The 18262-nt window shown below is 71.6% G+C and carries 13 protein-coding genes and 1 pseudogene; 9 read left to right on the top strand and 5 right to left on the bottom strand.

What is annotated here, in order from left to right:
- Positions 1 to 73: 73 nt before the first annotated feature.
- The 4 genes from ABZT87_RS06760 to ABZT87_RS06775 are packed head-to-tail and all read right to left on the bottom strand — an operon-like array spanning position 74 to position 4277.
- A complete protein-coding gene (locus tag ABZT87_RS06760; RefSeq protein WP_354853906.1) occupies positions 74 to 1018 on the bottom strand; it encodes a MerR family transcriptional regulator in 945 nt (314 codons plus the stop codon).
- Positions 1008 to 1628: an isopentenyl-diphosphate Delta-isomerase gene (gene idi, locus ABZT87_RS06765; RefSeq protein ID WP_355064660.1), complete on the bottom strand. Its 621-nt coding sequence runs from the start codon at positions 1626 to 1628 to the stop codon at positions 1008 to 1010. Before idi ends, ABZT87_RS06760 begins: the two co-directional genes overlap by 11 nt.
- Positions 1625 to 3106, bottom strand: coding sequence for a phytoene desaturase family protein (gene crtI / locus ABZT87_RS06770; RefSeq protein ID WP_355064662.1), 1482 nt, complete (start codon positions 3104 to 3106; stop codon positions 1625 to 1627). Before crtI ends, idi begins: the two co-directional genes overlap by 4 nt.
- A gap of 28 nt (positions 3107 to 3134) precedes the next feature.
- Entirely contained in the window at positions 3135 to 4277 is a 1143-nt protein-coding gene (locus ABZT87_RS06775; RefSeq protein WP_355134099.1) for a polyprenyl synthetase family protein, read from the bottom strand.
- 64 nt (positions 4278 to 4341) lie between these two features.
- On the opposite strand from ABZT87_RS06775, the gene ABZT87_RS06780 reads away from it, so the two are divergent.
- Together ABZT87_RS06780 and ABZT87_RS06785 are read left to right on the top strand one after the other, a co-directional pair.
- The gene (locus tag ABZT87_RS06780) at positions 4342 to 5265 is read left to right on the top strand and encodes a phytoene/squalene synthase family protein (protein ID WP_355134101.1); all 924 of its coding nucleotides are present in this window, start codon (positions 4342 to 4344) and stop codon (positions 5263 to 5265) included.
- A complete protein-coding gene (locus tag ABZT87_RS06785) occupies positions 5262 to 6587 on the top strand; it encodes a deoxyribodipyrimidine photo-lyase (protein ID WP_355134103.1) in 1326 nt (441 codons plus the stop codon). The genes ABZT87_RS06780 and ABZT87_RS06785 overlap by 4 nt, the downstream gene beginning before the upstream one ends.
- 12 nt (positions 6588 to 6599) lie before the next feature.
- Here the strand turns inward: ABZT87_RS06785 and ABZT87_RS06790 are convergent, their stop codons facing one another.
- The gene (locus ABZT87_RS06790) at positions 6600 to 7676 is read right to left on the bottom strand and encodes a serine hydrolase domain-containing protein (protein WP_355134105.1); all 1077 of its coding nucleotides are present in this window, start codon (positions 7674 to 7676) and stop codon (positions 6600 to 6602) included.
- 24 nt (positions 7677 to 7700) lie between these two features.
- Between ABZT87_RS06790 and ABZT87_RS06795 the strand changes: the two are divergent.
- From ABZT87_RS06795 to ABZT87_RS06825, 7 genes and pseudogenes are all read left to right on the top strand, one after another.
- Positions 7701 to 8558: pseudogene (locus ABZT87_RS06795) on the top strand (FAD-dependent oxidoreductase); the annotation flags it as partial.
- Between the two features lie 95 nt (positions 8559 to 8653).
- Complete coding sequence (locus tag ABZT87_RS06800) at positions 8654 to 9658, top strand: LacI family DNA-binding transcriptional regulator (RefSeq protein WP_355134107.1); 1005 nt, start codon at positions 8654 to 8656, stop codon at positions 9656 to 9658.
- Between the two features lie 344 nt (positions 9659 to 10002).
- Positions 10003 to 11382: an extracellular solute-binding protein gene (locus tag ABZT87_RS06805; protein WP_355134109.1), complete on the top strand. Its 1380-nt coding sequence runs from the start codon at positions 10003 to 10005 to the stop codon at positions 11380 to 11382.
- Between the two features lie 129 nt (positions 11383 to 11511).
- On the top strand, positions 11512 to 12420 hold the full coding sequence (locus ABZT87_RS06810) for a sugar ABC transporter permease (protein WP_354853555.1): 909 nt from the start codon (positions 11512 to 11514) through the stop codon (positions 12418 to 12420).
- 11 nt (positions 12421 to 12431) lie between these two features.
- Positions 12432 to 13319: a carbohydrate ABC transporter permease gene (locus ABZT87_RS06815; RefSeq protein WP_355064670.1), complete on the top strand. Its 888-nt coding sequence runs from the start codon at positions 12432 to 12434 to the stop codon at positions 13317 to 13319.
- Positions 13320 to 13461: 142 nt separating this feature from the next.
- Positions 13462 to 15084 carry a glycoside hydrolase family 13 protein gene (locus ABZT87_RS06820; protein WP_355134111.1) on the top strand — a complete coding sequence of 541 codons (1623 nt, stop codon included), beginning with the start codon at positions 13462 to 13464 and terminating at the stop codon, positions 15082 to 15084.
- A 153-nt stretch (positions 15085 to 15237) separates the two neighbouring features.
- Positions 15238 to 18159 (top strand): discoidin domain-containing protein, encoded by a 2922-nt coding sequence (locus ABZT87_RS06825; protein ID WP_355134113.1) that lies wholly within the window; start codon positions 15238 to 15240, stop codon positions 18157 to 18159.
- The last annotated feature ends 103 nt before the right edge of the window (positions 18160 to 18262 follow it).

The raw sequence follows: 18262 nt of genomic DNA on the forward strand, positions 1-18262 counted from the left end.
TGTTCGCTCCCGGGGGTCGGGGCAGGCGGACGCCCCGACGGTAGTGGAAGCGAGTGGGGGACCGACAGTCCGGTCACGCCTCCCGCGACTGGTCCAGCGAGTCACGGACCGCCATCGCGAGCGAGACCGCCTCGGCCAGGTCGACCGGCCGGACCACCCCGGCGGGCAGCGTGTCGGCCCGCCAGCCGGGGCCGGCGGCGAGGATCAGCAGCGGGCGGCGGGGTGCCGCGAGCAGCGCGCTGAGCTGGGCCGGGTCGGCCGTGGCCCGGGTGTGTGACCAGAGCACCACGGCGGCCGGGCCGGTGCGGTTGACCGCCTCGACGAGGGCGGCCACCGGCACCCGGGCACCCAGCATCCGGTAGCTCACCCCGGCCTCGGCGAGCGCGGCGGCCAACGCTTCCAGGGGGAGGGTGTGCTGTTCCTCGTCGGCGCAGGAGAGCAGGATCCGGGCGGGGCCGCTGGGCGCGTTGGCCTGGCTGGCTGCCGCGAATGCCTCCGACACGCACCGGGAGACCAGGTGTTCGACCTCGATCAGGCCGGAGGTGGCGGCGTGCCGGTCACCGATGCCGGCGAGCACGGGGCGCAGCAGGGTCTCCCAGGTGGCGACGACGCCGCTGGCGGCGATCGTGTGCGCGATGGTCTCGTTGATCGCCGCGGCGTCCAGGCGCATGGCGGCGCGGGCCAGGCCCCGGGCGGCCGGGCCGGCGCGGCCCACCGGGATGGCGCCGCCACCGTCGCGGCCGGGCGGGCGGATCCGGCTGCGGGTGACGGTGTCCACGGACGTCCGGTCGGGTGCCTGCCGCGCCCACCGGGCCGCCTCGGCCGGGCTCACGCCCTCGGCGGTCAACCGCCGCATGGTTTCGAGGCGGGCCAGGTCGGCGGGGGTGTACCGACGGTGGTGGCCGGGCACGTGCTCGCTGGGCCCGAGCCCGTAGCGCTGGTGCCAGGTGCGCAGCGTGGTGACCGCGACCCCCAGCCGGCGCGCGACGGCGCCCGCGCTCAGCGCCTCATCGGCCACCCGACCGCTCCGCCGCGTCATCCGCCGACGATCCGGCCGGGGTCGTGGTCGAGCCGGGGGCGCCCGACGGAGCACCCGAGGGGCGCAGCAGTCGGTTCACCACCCCGCCCAGCCAGGGTGCGTACGACCGGGGGTCGCGGTCGAGTTCGGCCTCCAGGGCGGCCGGGTCGGCCCAGCGCAGCTCGGCCACCTCGTCCGGGTCGGGTCGCAGCGGGGCGGCGGGCAGGAACTCGCCGCGCAGCACGTGGTCGTACTCGAACTCGACGCGACCGGAGGTCGGGTCCTCGGCGTAGTAGACGTAGACGCCCACCTCGGTCAGCTCGACCGGGCCGGTGCCCAGCTCCTCCTTGAGCCGGCGGTTGGCCGCCTCGGTCAGCGATTCGCCGGGTCGCGGATGGCCGCAGCAGGAGTTCGCCCAGCGCAGCGGGAAGCGGGTCTTGACCGCGGCCCGTCGTTGCAGCAGCACCTGGCCGTCCGGGTCGATCAGCAGCACCGAGAAGGCCCGGTGCAGTTGTCCCGGCGGCTGGTGGGCGGCGGCGACTGTGGTGTCGCCGCAGGGCTGCCCGCGGTCGTCGACCAGTTCGACGAGGTGGTCCTCGCGGCTCGTCATCGGCCTTCTCCGGTGATCCGGCCGGCGGCCAGCTTGCCGGAGATCAACACCATCGGTACGCCCACACCGGGCTGGGTGCCGGAGCCGACGAAGACCACGTTCGACAGGTCGCGGTGCAGGTTCGACGGGCGGAACGGCCCGGTCTGGAAGAGGGTGTGCGCGGCGGCGAACGGGGTGCCGGCGGCCATCCCCTGCTCCGCCCACTCGGCGGGGGTGATCGCCTGCAACACCTCGACCCCGGCGCCGAAGCCGACGTACCCGCGTTCCTCCAGCGTGCTGATCAGCTGGTCGCCGTAGCGCCTGGTCAGGTCGCCGCGCCACTCGAACGGCGCCCGGTCGAGGTTGGGCACCGGCGCGAGCACGTAGTAGGTGTGTCGGTCCGGTGGGGCCACCGACGGGTCGGTCCGGCTCGGGTTGGTCACCAGCAGCGACGGATCGGTCATCAGCTCGCCCCTGCGGATGACCTCATCGAAGGTGCCCTTCCACGCGCGTCCGAAATGGATGTTGTGGTGGGCGATCTTCGCATATCCCTGTCGCGAGCCGACGTGCAGGACGACGCAGGAGGGTGAGTAGGTGAGGCGTCGCGCGGGCGCGGCGGGGAGCAGGTCCCGGTAGGCGACCGGCAGGTCCGGGTTGAGCACCACGACGTCCGCCGGCACGAGCTCGCCGTCGGCGGTGAGCACGCCGGTGGCCCGGCCGTTCGCGGTCTGAACCTGGGTCACCGTCGTGTCGTACCGGATCTGCACGCCGTGCTTCTCGGCCGCGCCGGCCATCGCCCGGGAGACCGCGTGGATGCCCCCGCGGGGGAAGTAGACACCGGCCACCGAGTCGAGGTACGCGATGACCGCGTAGATGGCCAGCGCGTCGTGCGGGGCGAGCCCGGCGTACATCGCCTGGAAGGAGAAGATCCGCTGGGTACGCGGGTCCCGGAAGAACTGGTTGATCTTTGTCTGGAGGCGGCGGAAGGCCCCGCCGGTGAGCAGCTTGAGCAGGTTGCCGGTGATGAGGTCGGTGGGCGCGTCCAGGTTGCGCTCGATGAAGTCGGCCCGCTCCAGCCGCCACAGCTCCCGGGCGTAGTCGACGAAGCGCAGGTAGCCGTCGGCCTCCCGGGGCCCGCAGACCCGGGAGATCTCGGCCGCCATCCGGGTGGTGTCGGTGAGCACGTCGAGGGTGGAGCCGTCCGGGTAGTACGCCCGGTAGGCCGGGTCGAGCGGGGTCAGGTCGAGCCAGTCGTGCAGCTCCTCGCCGACCGCCCCGAGCGCCTCGGCGATGAGGTCGGGCATGGTGAGCACGGTGGGGCCGGTGTCGAACTCGTACCCACTCACGGAGAGTCGGCCCGCGCGCCCGCCGGGGACCGGCTCGCGCTCCAGCACCGTCACCTGTCGGCCGCTGCCGGCCAGGTGCAGCGCGCAGGCCAGCCCACCCAGCCCGGCGCCGACGACCACCACCCGGTCCGTCCGTCCCGTCACCGTCCGCACGTGACCACCTCCTCGTGAGAATCGCTCATCAGGCCCGCCGGCTGGTGGCGGCGGCGGCCAACCCGGTCAGCGCGGTACGCGCCGTCCGGTCCACGGGCGCGCTGTCGAGCGCGGCCAGGGCGTCGCCCACCCGCTCGGCGATCATCCGCTCCACCCGGGCCACCGCGCCGGTCTCGGCGACCAGGTCGGCGAGCCGGTCGACCGGCTCGCCGTCGGCCTGCTCCAGTGCTCGGAGCTGGCGGGGAGTGGCCAGTTGGCGAGCCAGCATGAGCAGCGTGGTCGGCTTGCCGGTGCGCAGGTCGTCGCCGGCCGGCTTGCCGGTCGCCGCCGGGTCGCCGTAGACGCCGAGCAGGTCGTCGCGGAGTTGGAAGGCCTCGCCGACGGCCAGGCCGTAGCGGGTGTACGCGGTGACCAGCGCGGCGTCGGCGGTCACCCCGGCCAGGCAGGCGCCGAAGAGCAGCGGTCGCTGCACCGTGTAGCTGGCGGTCTTGTAGCGGGCCACGCGCAGTGCCCGGTCGACCGACCAGCTGCTCGGGTCGTTCTCGCCGAGCACGTCCAGGTACTGCCCGGCAACCGTCTCGACGCGCATCTGGTCGTAGCAGCGGCGGACCTCGAACAGCCGGGCCGGGGTGATGGTGGCGCGAGCGAGCAGCTTGTCGGCCCAGACCATGCAGAGGTCGCCGATGAGCACGGCGGCCGCCTCGCCGAACCGGTCGGGGTCGCCCCGGTGGCCGGCGGCGACGTGCTGCGCGGCGAGCGCGACGTGTGCGGTGGGCCGGCCGCGGCGGGTGGTGGAGGCGTCCATCACGTCGTCGTGCACCAGCGCGAAGGTGTGCAGCAGTTCGAGGCAGGCCAGCGCGGGCAGGACCGGTGGGAGGGGCTCGGTGCCGCCGACCGCCCCGCGCCAGCCCCAGTAGGCGAACGTGGACCGGATCCGCTTGCCGCCGGCCAGCACGGCCTCGCGGGCGGCGGACGCGAAGCCGCCCATGGCCGCGTCGATCTCGGTGAGTGCGTCGACCTCGGCGGTGAGGAAGGTGGAGAGGGTCTCGTCGACCGCCGTGATCAGGTCCTGGGTGTACGCGGCCAGGACGGCGCGGACCGGATCGTCCCTGTCGCCCGGCCCTGTCGGCGCCACACGGGTCGCGTTGCCCGCTACTGCGTCGTTGGCCATGTTGGCGAGCGTACCCTAGGGTACGAGTTGCGTCGATTGGTGCGTCGATAATTGAGGAGGGCCGGTGGACACGAATCTCACCGCTGCCTATGACCGGTGTCGTGAGCTGCACAAACGGCACGGGCGTACCTACTATCTCGCCACCCGGTTGCTCCCCGCGTGGAAACGACGACATGTGCACGCCCTCTACGGATTCACGCGGTACGCCGACGAGATCGTCGACCGCACCGAGGACCTGCCACCGGCCGAGCGGGCCGCCCGGCTCGACGACTGGGCCAGCCGGTTCGTGGCCGGTCTGCACGGTGCGCCGGTCGACGACCCGCTGCTGCCGGCCGTGCTGCACACGATCGCCATCTTCAATCTCGACCGGGACGACTTTGCGTCGTTTCTGACGAGCATGGCGATGGACCTGACCGTCACCTCGTACGCGACGTACGACCACCTGCTCGACTACATGGAGGGCTCGGCGGCGGTGATCGGCACCATGATGCTGCCGATCCTGGGCAGCACCGATCCGGCGGCCGCCCGTGAGCCGGCTCGGCAGCTCGGCTTCGCCTTCCAGCTCACCAACTTCATCCGCGACGTCGCCGAGGACCTCGACCGGGGTCGCACCTACCTGCCCGACGAGGACCTGGCGAAGTTTGGCGTCACCCGCGAGGACCTGGCCGAGGCCAGCGCCCGCGGGCGCGGAACGCCCCGGACGCGCGAGCTGATCGAGTACGAGGTGACCCGGGCGCAGGCGCACTACGCCGCCGCCGCGCCCGGCATCACCATGCTCGCGCCGGCGTCGCAGGCGTGCATGCGCACCGCGTACGCCCTCTATGGCGGCATCCTCGACGAGGTTGCCGCGCAGGACTACGACGTCTTCACCCGCCGGGCCCTGGTGCCGCAGCGGCGGCGGATGGCGGTGGCCGCCCGCGCTCTGCTCACCCCGACGGGTACCCCGGTCACGATCCCCGGGCCGACGGTCCAGCCGGCGGCCCGATGACGGCGGGCACCGCGATCGTGCTCTTCACCCGCGACCTGCGGGTGCACGACCACCCGGCGCTGGCCACCACCTGCGCGGCGTTCGACCGGGTGGTGCCGCTGTACGTGCTCGACCCGGCTCTGGCCGGCTTGTCGGCCAACCGCACCCGGTTCCTGCACCAGGCGCTCGCCGACCTGCGCGACGCGCTGCGCGAGCGCGGCGGTGACCTGGTGGTGCGGCGCGGCGACCCGGTGGCCGAGACGATCCGGTTGGCCGGCCAGGTCGGCGCCACCGCCGTGGCGCTCTCCGCCGACGTCAGCCGCTACGCCCGTCGGCGGGAGCGGCGACTGCGCGCCGAGTGCGAGCGGCACCGGCTGCGCCTGCGGCTCTTTCCGGGGCTGACGGTCGTCGAGCCGGGTGCGTTGCGCCCCGGCGGCGGCGGCGACCACTACCGGGTGTTCAGCCCGTACCACCGGGCGTGGGCGTCCGCGCGGTGGCGCGAGGAGTTGGCCGCACCCCGCCGGATCACGCTGCCCGACGGGGTGCGCGTGGGTCGGGTGCCGGCCCCGCCGGCCGGGGAGTCACCGGACGCGGCCGTCGGCGGCGAGCGGCTCGCCCGACAGCGGCTCACCGACTGGCTGCCCGAGCTGGGCCGGTACGACGACCAGCACGACGACATGGCCGGCGACGACACCTCCCGACTCAGCCCGTACCTGCGCTTCGGCTGCGTGTCCCCGCTGTCGGTGGCCAACCGTGCCGGCGACCGGTCCGGGCCCTTCGTCCGGCAGGTCTGCTGGCGCGACTTCTATTACCAGGTCACCGCCGCGTTTCCGGAGATCTCGACGGCCGCCTACCGGCGGGGTGCCACCGAAGAGTGGCGCTACGACGATGACGCCCTGTCGGCCTGGGCCGAGGGGCGGACCGGAATGCCGATCGTGGACGCCGGGATGCGGCAGATGCGGGCGCAGGGTTGGCAGCACAACCGGGCGCGGCTGATCACCGCCGGCTACCTGACCAAGCACCTGGGGCAGGACTGGCGGGCCGGTGTCGGGGTCTTCTTCCGCTGGCTGCTCGACGGGGACGTGGCCAACAACTCGGGCAACTGGCAGTGGGTCGCCGGCACCGGCAACGACACCAAGCCGTACCGGGGGTTCAACCCGGTCCGGCAGGCCGAGCGGTACGACCCGGCCGGCGACTACGTGCGCCGCTGGGTGCCGGAGCTGTCGGAGGTGCCGGGCAAGGCCGTCCACCAGCCGTGGAAGTTGCCCGACGACCTCCGCCGCACGGTGGACTACCCGCCGCCGCTCTCCGTACCCGGCACCGATCCGGTCTGGCTGCGCTGAGGCGACGACGCGTCAGAGCACCGAGTGCAGGGCCTCGGCCAGCTCGTCGACCCGGTCGTGTTCCGCGAGCCGCGCCGTGACGTACGCGAGGGCGTAGCCGCGCTCCGGGTCGGCCCAGGCGCTGCTGCCACCGAGCCCGCCCATGCCCCAGCTGCCGTCCGGCTCCCACTGCATACCCAGCGTCCACCGGGCCCGGCGGTCCAGCACCAGGTCCGGCCCGTCGTACTGGACCCGGGTGGCCTCGTCGACGAGGCCGGGGCTGAAGAGCCGTACGCCGTCCAGGACGCCACCGGCCCGCAGGCCGGCGTAGAGCCGGGCCAGGCCGGCGGCGGTGGCGTGCAGGTTGACCGCCGGCATCTCGGCGCCCCGCCACAGCGGGCTGTTCAGCACGGCGAGGTCCAGTCCACCGGCCGGGTTGCCCATCGCCCGCGCCCGCGGTGAGCCGGGCTCGCCGAGCTGCCGGCTCGGCCACTGTGGGTCGCCGTAGCGCAGGTCCGCGCAGCGCCGCTGGTCCGCCTCGGCCAGCCCGAAGCCGAGGTCGAGCTGCCACGGGCCGGCTATCTCGTCGGCCAGGAAGCGGCCGACGCCGCGGCCGTCGACCCGGCGGACCAGCTCGCCCACCAGGTGGCCGTACGTCCAGGCGTGCTCTGCGGCCAGCGACCCGGGCGGCCACTCGGGGTCGGCGGCGGCCAGGTCGCCCGCGAGCAGCGCCCAGTCGGTGATGGCGGCCGCCGGCCGGGGCACCGGAAAGGCCGGCAGTCCGGCGGTGTGCGACAACACCTGCCGCACGGTGGCCGGGGTGCGGAACTCCGGCCAGTACCTCTCGACGGGCGAGTCGAGGTCGACCCGTCCTCGGTCGACGAGCAGCAGCAGGCAGAGCGCGGCCACCGGCTTGCCGACCGAGTAGACGTTGACCAGCGTGTCCGGCCGCCACGGTCGGTCGGACGGCCCGTCGGCGGTCCGGGAGCCGCCGACCAGGTCGAGCACCGGCTGACCGTCGTACCAGACGGTCAGGCTGGCGCCGGACTCCCGGCCGGAGGCGAGCAGGTCGTGGAAGCAGTCCCGGACGGGGTCGAAGCGTGCAGGCATCGGATCACCGTAGGCGGTCCGACGGTGCTGGCCGTCGAGGAGCCGGAGGCGTCCGAGGTGGCCGCCGCCGCGCTGCGCGCCGACAGCGTCGAGATCCACACCGGCGTACGGGCCGAACGGGTCGAGCACGATGGCGACCGTTTCACGCTGCACGGCGGCGGTGGGGCGGAGTTCACCGCCGAGCGACTGCTCGTGGTGACCGGCCGCCGGGCGCACCTGGAGGAGTTGGGGCTGGACAGCGTCGGTGTGGACGCCACCCAGCGTTACCTGCCGGTGGACGACCGGCTGCACGTGACCGACGGCGTCTGGGCGGTGGGCGACCTGACCGGCGAGGGGGCGTTCACCCACATCGCCATGTACCAGGCGGGGATCGTCGTGGCCGATCTGCTGGCCCACGCCCGGGGGGCGACGGCGGGGGCCGACGCCAGCGGGACCGCCAGCGTCGTCGGCGGTGCGATGGGCGCTTCCAGTTCGCTGGCCGCCAGCGGGTCGAGTGGGTCGGCCGGCACCGTGCCGCGCGCCGACTACCGCGCGCTGCCCCGGGTGACCTTCACCGATCCCGAGGTCGGGGCGGTCGGGCTGACCGAGCAGCAGGCCCGCGAGCGCGGCATCAACGTGCAGGTCGGGTTCACCAAGCTGGGCAGCTCGACCCGCGGCTGGATCCACCAGGTCGGTGACGAGGGTTTCATCAAGCTCGTCGCGGACGCCGACCAGGGCGTGCTGATCGGCGCGACGTCGGTCGGTCCGGCCGGTGGTGAGGTGCTGTCCGCGCTGGTGGTGGCGGTGCACGCGGCCGTGCCGTTGAGTCAGCTGCGGCACATGATCTACGCGTACCCGACCTTCCACCGCGCCATCGAGGACGCGCTGCGCAACCTGTCCTGACGGCGCTGAACGGTGACGAGCCACAACAGCGTGACAGCAAAATTCGGCCATTCTGCTGTTCATTTCTTTCATCCTGGTGACGTACGATTGCGACCGTGACCAAGCGGTTGACTGAAGTTGCCAAGAAGGCGGGCGTCAGCGAGGCCACCGTCAGCCGGGTGCTCAACGGTCGGGACGGGGTCTCCGAGTCGACTCGGACGGCGGTGCTGACCGCGCTGGACGTGCTCGGCTACGAGCGGCCGACCAAGCTGCGCGGCGAGCGGGCCCGGCTGGTCGGGCTGGTGCTGCCCGAGCTGCAGAACCCGATCTTCCCGGCGCTCGCCGAGGTGGTCACCGGGACCCTCGCCCAGCGGGGCTACACCCCGGCGCTCTGCGCCCGCACCATCGGCGGCGTGTCCGAGATGGACTACGTGGAGATGCTCCTCGACCACCAGGTCTCTGGCGTGATCTTCGCGGGTGGCTCGTACGCGCTCGCCGACGCCCGGCACGACCACTACCGGCGGCTGACCGACCGGGGCCTTCCCGTGGTCCTGGTCAACGCCGGTGTGGACGAGTTGGGCTTTCCCCGGGTCTCCACCGACGACGCGGTGGCGGTGGAGCAGGCGTACGGGCACCTGCGTTCGCTCGGCCACGAGCGGATCGGGATGGTGCTCGGCCCCGAGGGGCACGTGCCGTCCCGCCGCAAGCTGGACGCCATGGTCCAGGCCGCGGGTTGGGGCGACGCCGAGCGGGAGTGCGTCGAGCGGTCCAGCTTCTCGATGGAGGGGGCGCGGGTCGCCGCGACGAAACTGGTCGAGCGCGGCGTGACCGGCATCATCTGCGCCAGCGACGTGCTGGCCCTGGGCACCATCCGGGCCGCCCGGCGCCTGGGTCGCGCGGTGCCGGCGGACATCTCGGTGGTGGGCTTCGACGACTCCGCGTTCATGACCTGCACCGATCCGCCGCTGACCACCGTGCGGCAGCCGATCGAGACGATGGGGCAGGCCGCGGTGGACCTGCTGGTCACCCAGATCGAGGGTGCCGGCGTCCTGCAGGACGAGCTGCTGTTCGAGCCGGAGCTGGTGGTTCGCGGCTCCACGGCGCCCGCGCCCGGCCGCTGAGCGTGCCCCTGTCGTACTGACCGACCGCCCACCGGCCGTCGACCGCTTCGCGCGGTCGGCGGCCGGTTTTTCGTGGTTGCCCGCAGCGCGCGAGCACTGCCGGAGCACCGGTGTGCGAGACCGACCGGAAAGCCGTCAAACCCGGCGCAAAACACGTCACTGTCGGTGTCTGCCGTAACTATGTCGTGTCTTTTCAAAAGCCCGTCGACACCTTGCTGAAATGAGTCGCCCTCGTTACAGTGACTCCACTCACACCTGGCTCCGGCGCAGCTACAGGGCGTCAGGTCGCATCACCGCAGATCAGCGCACCTCATGGAGACACCCGTTCCCGAAGGGATGGACAGATGTCCGTACCGCAATACCGAAGGGCTGCGGCGCTGGCGCTCGTGGCCGGCCTGGGGTTCAGCCTCACGGCATGCTCCACGAAGAGCGACGACAAGGGCACGACCGCCGGCGGCAAGGTCACCATCACGGTCGACTGCCAGCCGGTCGGCGCACAGAAAGAGCTGTTGAAGAACTGGAACGACGATGTCGTCGAGTTCCAGAAGCAGAACCCGGACATCGTCGTCAAGAGCGTGAGCGTCGGCGAGCAGTGCAACAACCCGCCGGACTTCACCGCCCGCCTCGCCGGCGGCACCGTGACCGACGTGTTCTACGGGTACATGACCGATCTCCAGCAGGTGCTCGACTCCGGTCAGGCGATGGACATCACCGGGGTCGTCAACAAGGACACGATCCCCACCTGGGACAGCGTCGACCCGGCGCTCAAGGAGGCCTTCACCGACGGCGGCAAGCTGTACGCCGTCCCGGTGAAGAACTACTCGATGGGCCTGGTCTACAACAAGGTCCTGTTCCAGAAGGCCGGGCTCGACGTCAACAACCCGCCCAAGACCTGGGCCGACGTCCGGGCCGCCGCCAAGAAGATCTCCGCCCTCGGCAACGGCATCGCCGGCTACTCCGAGTACAGCGCCGGCAACACCGGCGGCTGGCACTTCACCTCGCTGCTCTACTCGCAGGGTGGCCAGATGCTGACCCCGGACGGCAAGAAGGCCGACTTCAACAACGCGATGGGCAAGCAGGTCCTGCAGAACATCAAGGACATGCGGTACGGCGACAACAGCATGGGCTCCCGCCAGCTGCTCCAGTGGGGTGACCTGCTGACCAACGCCGGCGCGGGCAAGGTCGGCATGTTCATCGGCGCGCCGGACGCCACCCAGGCGATCGTCAGCCAGTTCCAGGGCAAGTTCCAGGACTGGGCGATGGCCCCGCTGCCCGGCCAGGAGGGTCCGGCGAAGGGCACGCTCGGCGGCGGCGAGGGCTACTTCTTCAAGAAGGACCTCACCCCCGAGCAGGTCAAGGCCGGTCTGAAGTGGATCGCCTACCAGAAGCTCACGCCCGGCAAGGGCCAGTTCGACTACGTCCGGGCCAAGCCGCAGAACTACCCGGTGGGTCTGCCCCAGCCGCTGCTGTTCGCCAACGGCAGCGAGGCGCAGAAGCAGGAACTCGAGCTGCGCAAGGCGAACGCGAATGTCGACACCGCGAACTTCGCCATCTTCGAGGCGACCCCGGTGCCGATCAAGGGTGAGCCGCGCAACGCGCAGGCGATCTACGCGGTCCTCGACGCCGCGATGTCCGGGGTGCTGACGAACCCGAACGCGAACATCGACGCGCTGCTGAAGACGGCCGAAGAGAAGGTCAACCAGCTCCTGGCCGCCGAGAGCTGACCGGCAGGTGTGGGGGTCGGTCCACCGGCCCCCACACCCCGCGCCGCACCGTCCGCGTCACTGACTTCCGCAGGAGTTGCCTTGGCGATCACCGCCGTCCCCCAGGCCCCCAGGAAACCGGGTCGCCCGATGTCGCCGTACGCGACAGGGCCGCAGCGCACGAGCCTCGGCCGCAAGGTACGGGACAACCTCGCCGGGCACGCGTTCCTGATCGGCGCCGTGCTCTGCTTCGTGGTCTTCTCCTGGTACCCGATGATCCGCGGCATCGTCATGAGCTTCCAGCGGACCAGGCGCGGCGAGACGACCTGGGTGGGCTGGGACAACTACTCCCGCCTCATCGCCGACCCCAGCTTCTGGCCCGCCTGGAAGAACACGCTCTACTTCACTGTGCTCGCGCTCGTGCTCGGGTACGCGGTGCCGTTCTTCGTGGCGATCCTGCTCAACGAGTTCCGCCACGCCAAGGGGTACCTGCGGGTCCTGGTCTACCTGCCGGTCATGCTGCCGCCGGCCTCGGCGCTGTTCCTCTTCAAGTTCTACGCGTACGACCCCAGCGAGGCGGGGTTGTTCAACGCGATCCTCACGGCGCTGCACCTGCCCACGTCGCAGTGGATGCAGTCGCCGGCGATGACGATGCCGGCCATGGTGATCGCGTCCACCTGGATGAACATGGGTGGCGCCGTCCTGATCTACCTGGCGTCGTTGCAGAACATTCCCGGTGAGCTGTACGAGGCGGCAGAGCTCGACGGCGCCGGGATCTGGCGGCGGATCCGCCACGTGACGATCCCGCAGACCCGGCTGATCCTCGCGCTCCTGGCGATGCTGCAGATCGTCGCCACGATGCAGCTCTTCATCGAGCCACTGATCCTCGCCAACGGCGCGGGCGCGGAGGATTCCGCGACCTCGGTGGCGTACCTCATCTACCAGCACGGGTTCTTCCAGAACGATCTCAACGGCGCCGCCGCGCTGGGCGTGATCATGCTCGTGGTGCTGGCCGGCTTCTCCGCCGTGTACGTGCGACTGACTGCGAAACAGGACTAGGACGGCGCCCAATGGCACAGGATTCCGGTACCCGGACCCTCATCTCCCACTCCCAGCTGAGCCGGGGGCGCGGCAAGGTCATCTACTGGACGCTGCTCGTGGTCGTCGTGGCGGGCTTCACGCTCGTCTTCCTCGGGCCCCTCTACTGGATGGTCACCGGCGCGCTCAAGTCCGGCCAGGAGATCGCGCAGACCCCGCCGTCGCTGTTCCCGAAGGACCCGCAGCCGCAGAACTACATCGACGCGTGGAACAACCTCGCCCTCGCCAAGCTGCTGTTCAACACCTTTTACTACGCCATCGGGGCGGTGCTGTTCCAACTCGTCTTCGACAGCGCCGCCGCGTACTCCCTGTCGAAGCTCCGGCCGATCTTCGGCAACGCGATCCTCGCCCTGATGCTGGGCACCCTGATGATCCCGGCGATGGTCCTCATCGTTCCGCAGTACGTGACGGTGCTCGACCTGCCGATCCTGCACATCAACCTGCTCGATTCACCGTTCGCGATCTGGCTGCCGATGGTTGCGAACGCGTTCAACATCTTCCTGCTGAAGCGGTTCTTCGACTCGATCCCGGAGGAGCTGATGGCCGCCGCCCTGATGGACGGGGCGACGTCGCTGCGCACGCTCTGGTCGATCATCCTGCCGCTGTCGCGTCCCATCCTCGGCGTCGTCTCGATCTTCGCGGTGACCGCGGTCTGGAAGGACTTCCTCTGGCCGAAACTGGTCATGCCGTCGCCCGAGACCCGGACGGTCAGCGTCGGCATCTACACCTTCGCGGGTGGTACGCCGATGAACGTGGTGATCGCCGCGTCGGTCATCGCCGCCATCCCGACTGTCATCATCTTCCTGATCTTCCAACGGAACATCATGTCCGGCCTGACCACGGGCGGCATCAAGGGATAGCCCACGACCGCATTCACCCGCGCGGCGAACAACGACCGTTCGTCCCGACACATATCTCCCTCCGGCGAACCCGCCGACGTACTGACGCAGAAAGCAGGTGCTCGTGTCCACAGCTGACAGAAGTCCGTGGTGGCGTGGAGCCGTGATCTACCAGGTGTATCCCCGGAGCTTCGCCGACGGCAACGGCGACGGCATCGGTGACATCGCCGGCATCCGGTCCCGGCTGAACCACCTGTCCGCGCTCGGCGTCGACGCGATCTGGTTCAGCCCCTGGTACCCGTCCCCGATGGCCGACGCCGGGTACGACGTGTCCGACTACCGCGACATCGATCCGGTCTTCGGCACGCTCGCCGAGGTGGAGGCGTTGATCGCGGAGGCGCACGACCTCGGCATCCGGACGATCGTCGACGTGGTGCCCAACCACTGCTCCGACGCGCACCCGTGGTTCCAGGCCGCGCTGGCCGGCGGCCCGGGAGCGCCCGAGCGGGACCTGTTCTGGTTCCGTCCCGGCCGCGGCCCGAACGGTGACCAGCGGCCCACCGACTGGATCGGCGAGTTCGGCGGCGAGACCTGGACCCGCACCACCAACCCGGACGGCACGCCCGGCGACTGGTACCTGCACCTGTTCGCCCCCCAGCAGCCCGACTTCAACTGGGACCACCCCCGGGTGCGGGCCGAATTCGAGGACATCCTGCGGTTCTGGTTCGACCGGGGCGTCGACGGCATCCGGATCGACTCCGCCGGTCTGCTGGTGAAGGACGGGACGCTGCCGGAGGTCCGACCGGACCACCAGCACCCGTTCCACGACCTCGACGGCGTGCACGACATCTACCGGGGCTGGCGGCGGGTCGCCGACTCCTACGCCGATCGCGCGCTGATCGGTGAGGTGTGGCTGCCGGACCGGCAGCGGTTCGCCAACTACCTGCGCCCCGACGAGCTGCACGCGGCGTTCAACTTCGACTTCCTCGGCTGCGCCTGGGACGCGTCCGCGCTGCGCGAGAGCATCGACGGGACGCTGAGCGCGCACGCGCCGGTCGGCGCACCGGCCACCTGGGTGCTGTCCAACCACGACGTGACGCGGCACGTCACCCGCTACGGCCGGGCGGACACCACGTTCAGCTTCGCGGCCAAGCGCGAGGGGATCCCCACCGACCTGGAGCTGGGCACCCGCCGGGCGCGGGCCGCCGCGCTGCTGTCGCTGTCGCTGCCCGGCGCCGCCTACGTCTACCAGGGTGAGGAGCTGGGGCTCTGGGAGGTCGAGGACATCCCGTACGCGCTGCGGCAGGACCCGATGTGGGAACGCTCCGGTCGGATCGACCCCGGTCGCGACGGCTGCCGCGTGCCGCTGCCGTGGGCCGGTGACGAGCCGCCGTTCGGGTTCAGCCCGGACGGGGCGGCGGCGCCCTGGCTGCCCCAGCCGGCCGACTGGAAGGACCGGACGGCGCTGGCGCAGACCGGCGACGCGGCCTCGATGCTGGAGCTGTATCGGGCGGCGATCCACATCCGGCGGGCCGAGGCGGCGCTCGGCGACGGTGAGCTGACGTGGCTGCCCGCCCCGGACGGGGTGCTGGCGTTCAGCCGTGGCGGTGGCTTCCGCTGCCTGGTCAACCTCACCGACTCGGCGGTGCCGCTGCCCGCCGACGGGGAGCTGCTGCTGGCCAGTGGCCCCCTCGACGACGGTCTGCTGCCGTCGGACACCGCCGTCTGGCTGCGTACCCCCGAAGCGGTGGACGGACCGCGCGCGGACGCCGCCGCCCTGACCTGATCCGACCGACGTGGTGCCGGCGGTCCCGTCCCGGCCGCCGGCACCACCCACCCGCACACCACGACCGAGGAAGGAGGAACGAGGGGGGAGAAACCGCCACGCCGCACCGAAACGGGGGACCTGGCCTGCCTGACGAGAGGGAGAGCACAGCTCATGGCCAACCACACCACCGCCACCCCGCACCACCTCCGACACCCGGCGCGCGTCGGGCTGGCCGCGATCGCCGCCACCCTGCTCGCCGCCACCACGGTGACCGCCCTCGCGGTCACCGGCACCGCCACCCCGGCTTCGGCGGCCGGGTTGTCCCCCTTCGACATCTCGGGCCGTGGCGCGACCGTCCCGTTCATCGAGCAGGAGGCGGAGAAGGCTGCCTCCAACGGCACGAGGATCGGCCCGGACCGGCGCTACGGCACGCTGCCGTCGGAGGCGTCCGGCCGCGAGGCGGTCACCCTCGACTCCGTCGGCGAGTACGTCGAGTTCACGCTCACCGCCCCGGCCAACGCGGTCACCTTCCGGCACAGCCTGCCGGACAGCCCGGCCGGCACCGGCCGGGACGCCGCCCTCGACCTGCGGGCCAACGGCACCCTGCTGAAGTCGGTGCCGGTGACATCGCGGTACGGCTGGTACTACGGCGGCTACCCGTTCAACAACAACCCGGGCGACACGAACCCGCACCACTTCTACGACGAGACCCGGGCGATGTTCGGCACCACCTACCCGGCCGGTACGAAGATCCGGTTGCAGGTCTCCTCGACCGCCCAGTCGCCCTCCTTCACGATCGACCTGGCGGACTTCGAGCTGGTCGCCCCGGCGATCAGCAAGCCCTCCGGTGTGCTCGACGTGGTCACCGACTTCGGCGCCGACCCGAGCGGGGCGACCGACTCGACCGCGAAGTTCCAGGCCGCTGTCGACGCCGGAAAGGCCCAGGGCCGAGCCGTCTGGATCCCGACCGGCACGTTCACCCTCTGGGATCACGTGGTGGTCGACGGGGTGACCCTGCGTGGGGCCGGCCCGTGGTATTCGGTGCTCGGCGGGCGGCACCCCACCGACCGCAAGCGGGCCGCCGGCATCTACGGCAAGTACGTCCCCGGCGGCGGCTACACCGGGGAGATCCGGGCGCACGAGGCCGGCGGACCGAGCCGCAACGTCACCCTGCGGGACTTCGCCATCATCGGCGACATCCGCGAGCGGGTGGACGAGGACCAGGTCAACGCCCTGGGCGGGGCGATGACCAACTCGGTGGTGGACAACCTGTGGCTGGAGAACACCAAGGTCGGGGCGTGGATGGACGGCCCGATGGACAACTTCACCATCCGCAACAGCCGGATCCTGGACCAGACCGCCGACGGCGTGAACTTCCACACCGGCGTCACCAACTCGACGGTGACCAACACGTTCGTCCGCAACACCGGCGACGATGCCCTGGCGATGTGGGCGCAGAGCGTGCCGAACGTCAACAACTCGTTCACGCACAACACCATCGGCGTGACGCTGCTGGCCAACCACCTGGTCAGCTACGGCGGTCGGGACATCAAGATCACCGACAACGTGACGGCCGACTCGCTGACCAACGGCGGTGGCATCCACGTCGCCAACCGCTACCCCGGTGTGCAGGGCGACACCGCGGTCCGGGGCACCTGGACGATCGCCCGGAACACGCTGATCCGCAACGGCAACTCGGACTACAACTGGAACTTCGGCGTCGGGGCGATCTGGTTCTCCGCCCTCAACGAGGCGTTCCAGCAGGCCACCATCAACATCACCGACACCGACATCCTGGACAGCTCGTACGCCGCGCTGCACTGGATCGAGGGCCAGACCAGCGGGATCAACCTCAACAACGTACGGATCGACGGCGCCGGCACGTACGCGCTCCAGGTGCAGGCGCCCAGCCAGGTGTCGTTCACCAACGTGCGGGCCACCAACATCGCGCAGAGCAACCCGATGCACAACTGCGTGGGCGGCGGCTTCCAGATCACCCAGGGTTCCGGCAACTCGGGCTGGTACACGTCGACCCCGTACTGCGGCCCGTGGCCGGAGCCGCAGTGGGGTGGGGGCCCCAGCACCCCGCCGACCACCGGCCCCACCACCCCGCCACCCACCACCGCTCCGCCCACCACCGCACCGCCGACCACGCCGCCCCCGACCACGCCGCCGCCCACCGGCGGGAACCTGGCGCTGAACCGGTCGACGACCGCGACCAGCACCAACCAGAGCTACACGGCGGGCAACGCCGTGGACGGCAACGCGGCCACCTACTGGGAGAGCGCCAACAACGCCTTCCCGCAGTCGCTGACGGTGGACCTGGGCTCGGCCCGCGCGGTCGACCGGGTGGTGCTCAAGCTGCCCGCCGGCTGGGAGCAGCGCACCGAGACGCTGTCGGTGCTCGGCTCCACCGACGGCTCGTCGTACAGCACCCTGGCGTCGTCCGCCGGTCGGGTCTTCGACCCCGGCACGGGCAACACCGTGTCGATCGGGCTGCCCTCCGGTGACCGCCGCTACATCCGGGTCACCGTCACCGGCAACACGGGCTGGCCGGCCGCCCAGCTCAGCGAGGTCGAGGTGTACGGCGGCACCGCCACCACGCCGCCGCCCACCACCGCCCCACCGACGACGGCCCCACCGACCACCGCCCCGCCGACGACGCCCCCGCCCAGTGGCAACCTCGCGGCCGGACGGTCGATCACCGAAACCAGCCACTCCGACGTGTACGCCGCGCCCAACGCGGTGGACGGCAACGCCAACACCTACTGGGAGAGCGCCAACAACGCCTTCCCGCAGTCGCTGACGGTGGACCTGGGCGCCACCCGTTCGGTGTCCCGGGTCGTGCTGAAGCTGCCGCCGTCGTCGGCGTGGCAGACCCGTACGCAGACGCTGTCGGTGCTCGGCTCCACCACCGGCTCGTCGTTCACCACCCTGAAGGCGTCCGCCGGCTACACGTTCAACCCGGCCAGCGGCAACACGGTCACCGTGACCTTCACGGCGACCAGCCAGCGGTACCTGCGGCTGACCGTCACCGGCAACACCGGCTGGCCCGCCGGCCAGCTCAGCGAGTTCGAGGTCTACTCCAGCTAGGCCGACGGCCCCCGCCCGAGCAGGGCGGGGGCCACCGGTCGGGAGCCCGGCGCAGCGCGGCGCCGGCCCGCCCGCACCCGTCCCGCACCGTCCCCCACCTGTC

Source organism: Micromonospora sp. NPDC005237, assembly GCF_040607775.1.
GTDB lineage: Bacteria > Actinomycetota > Actinomycetes > Mycobacteriales > Micromonosporaceae > Micromonospora.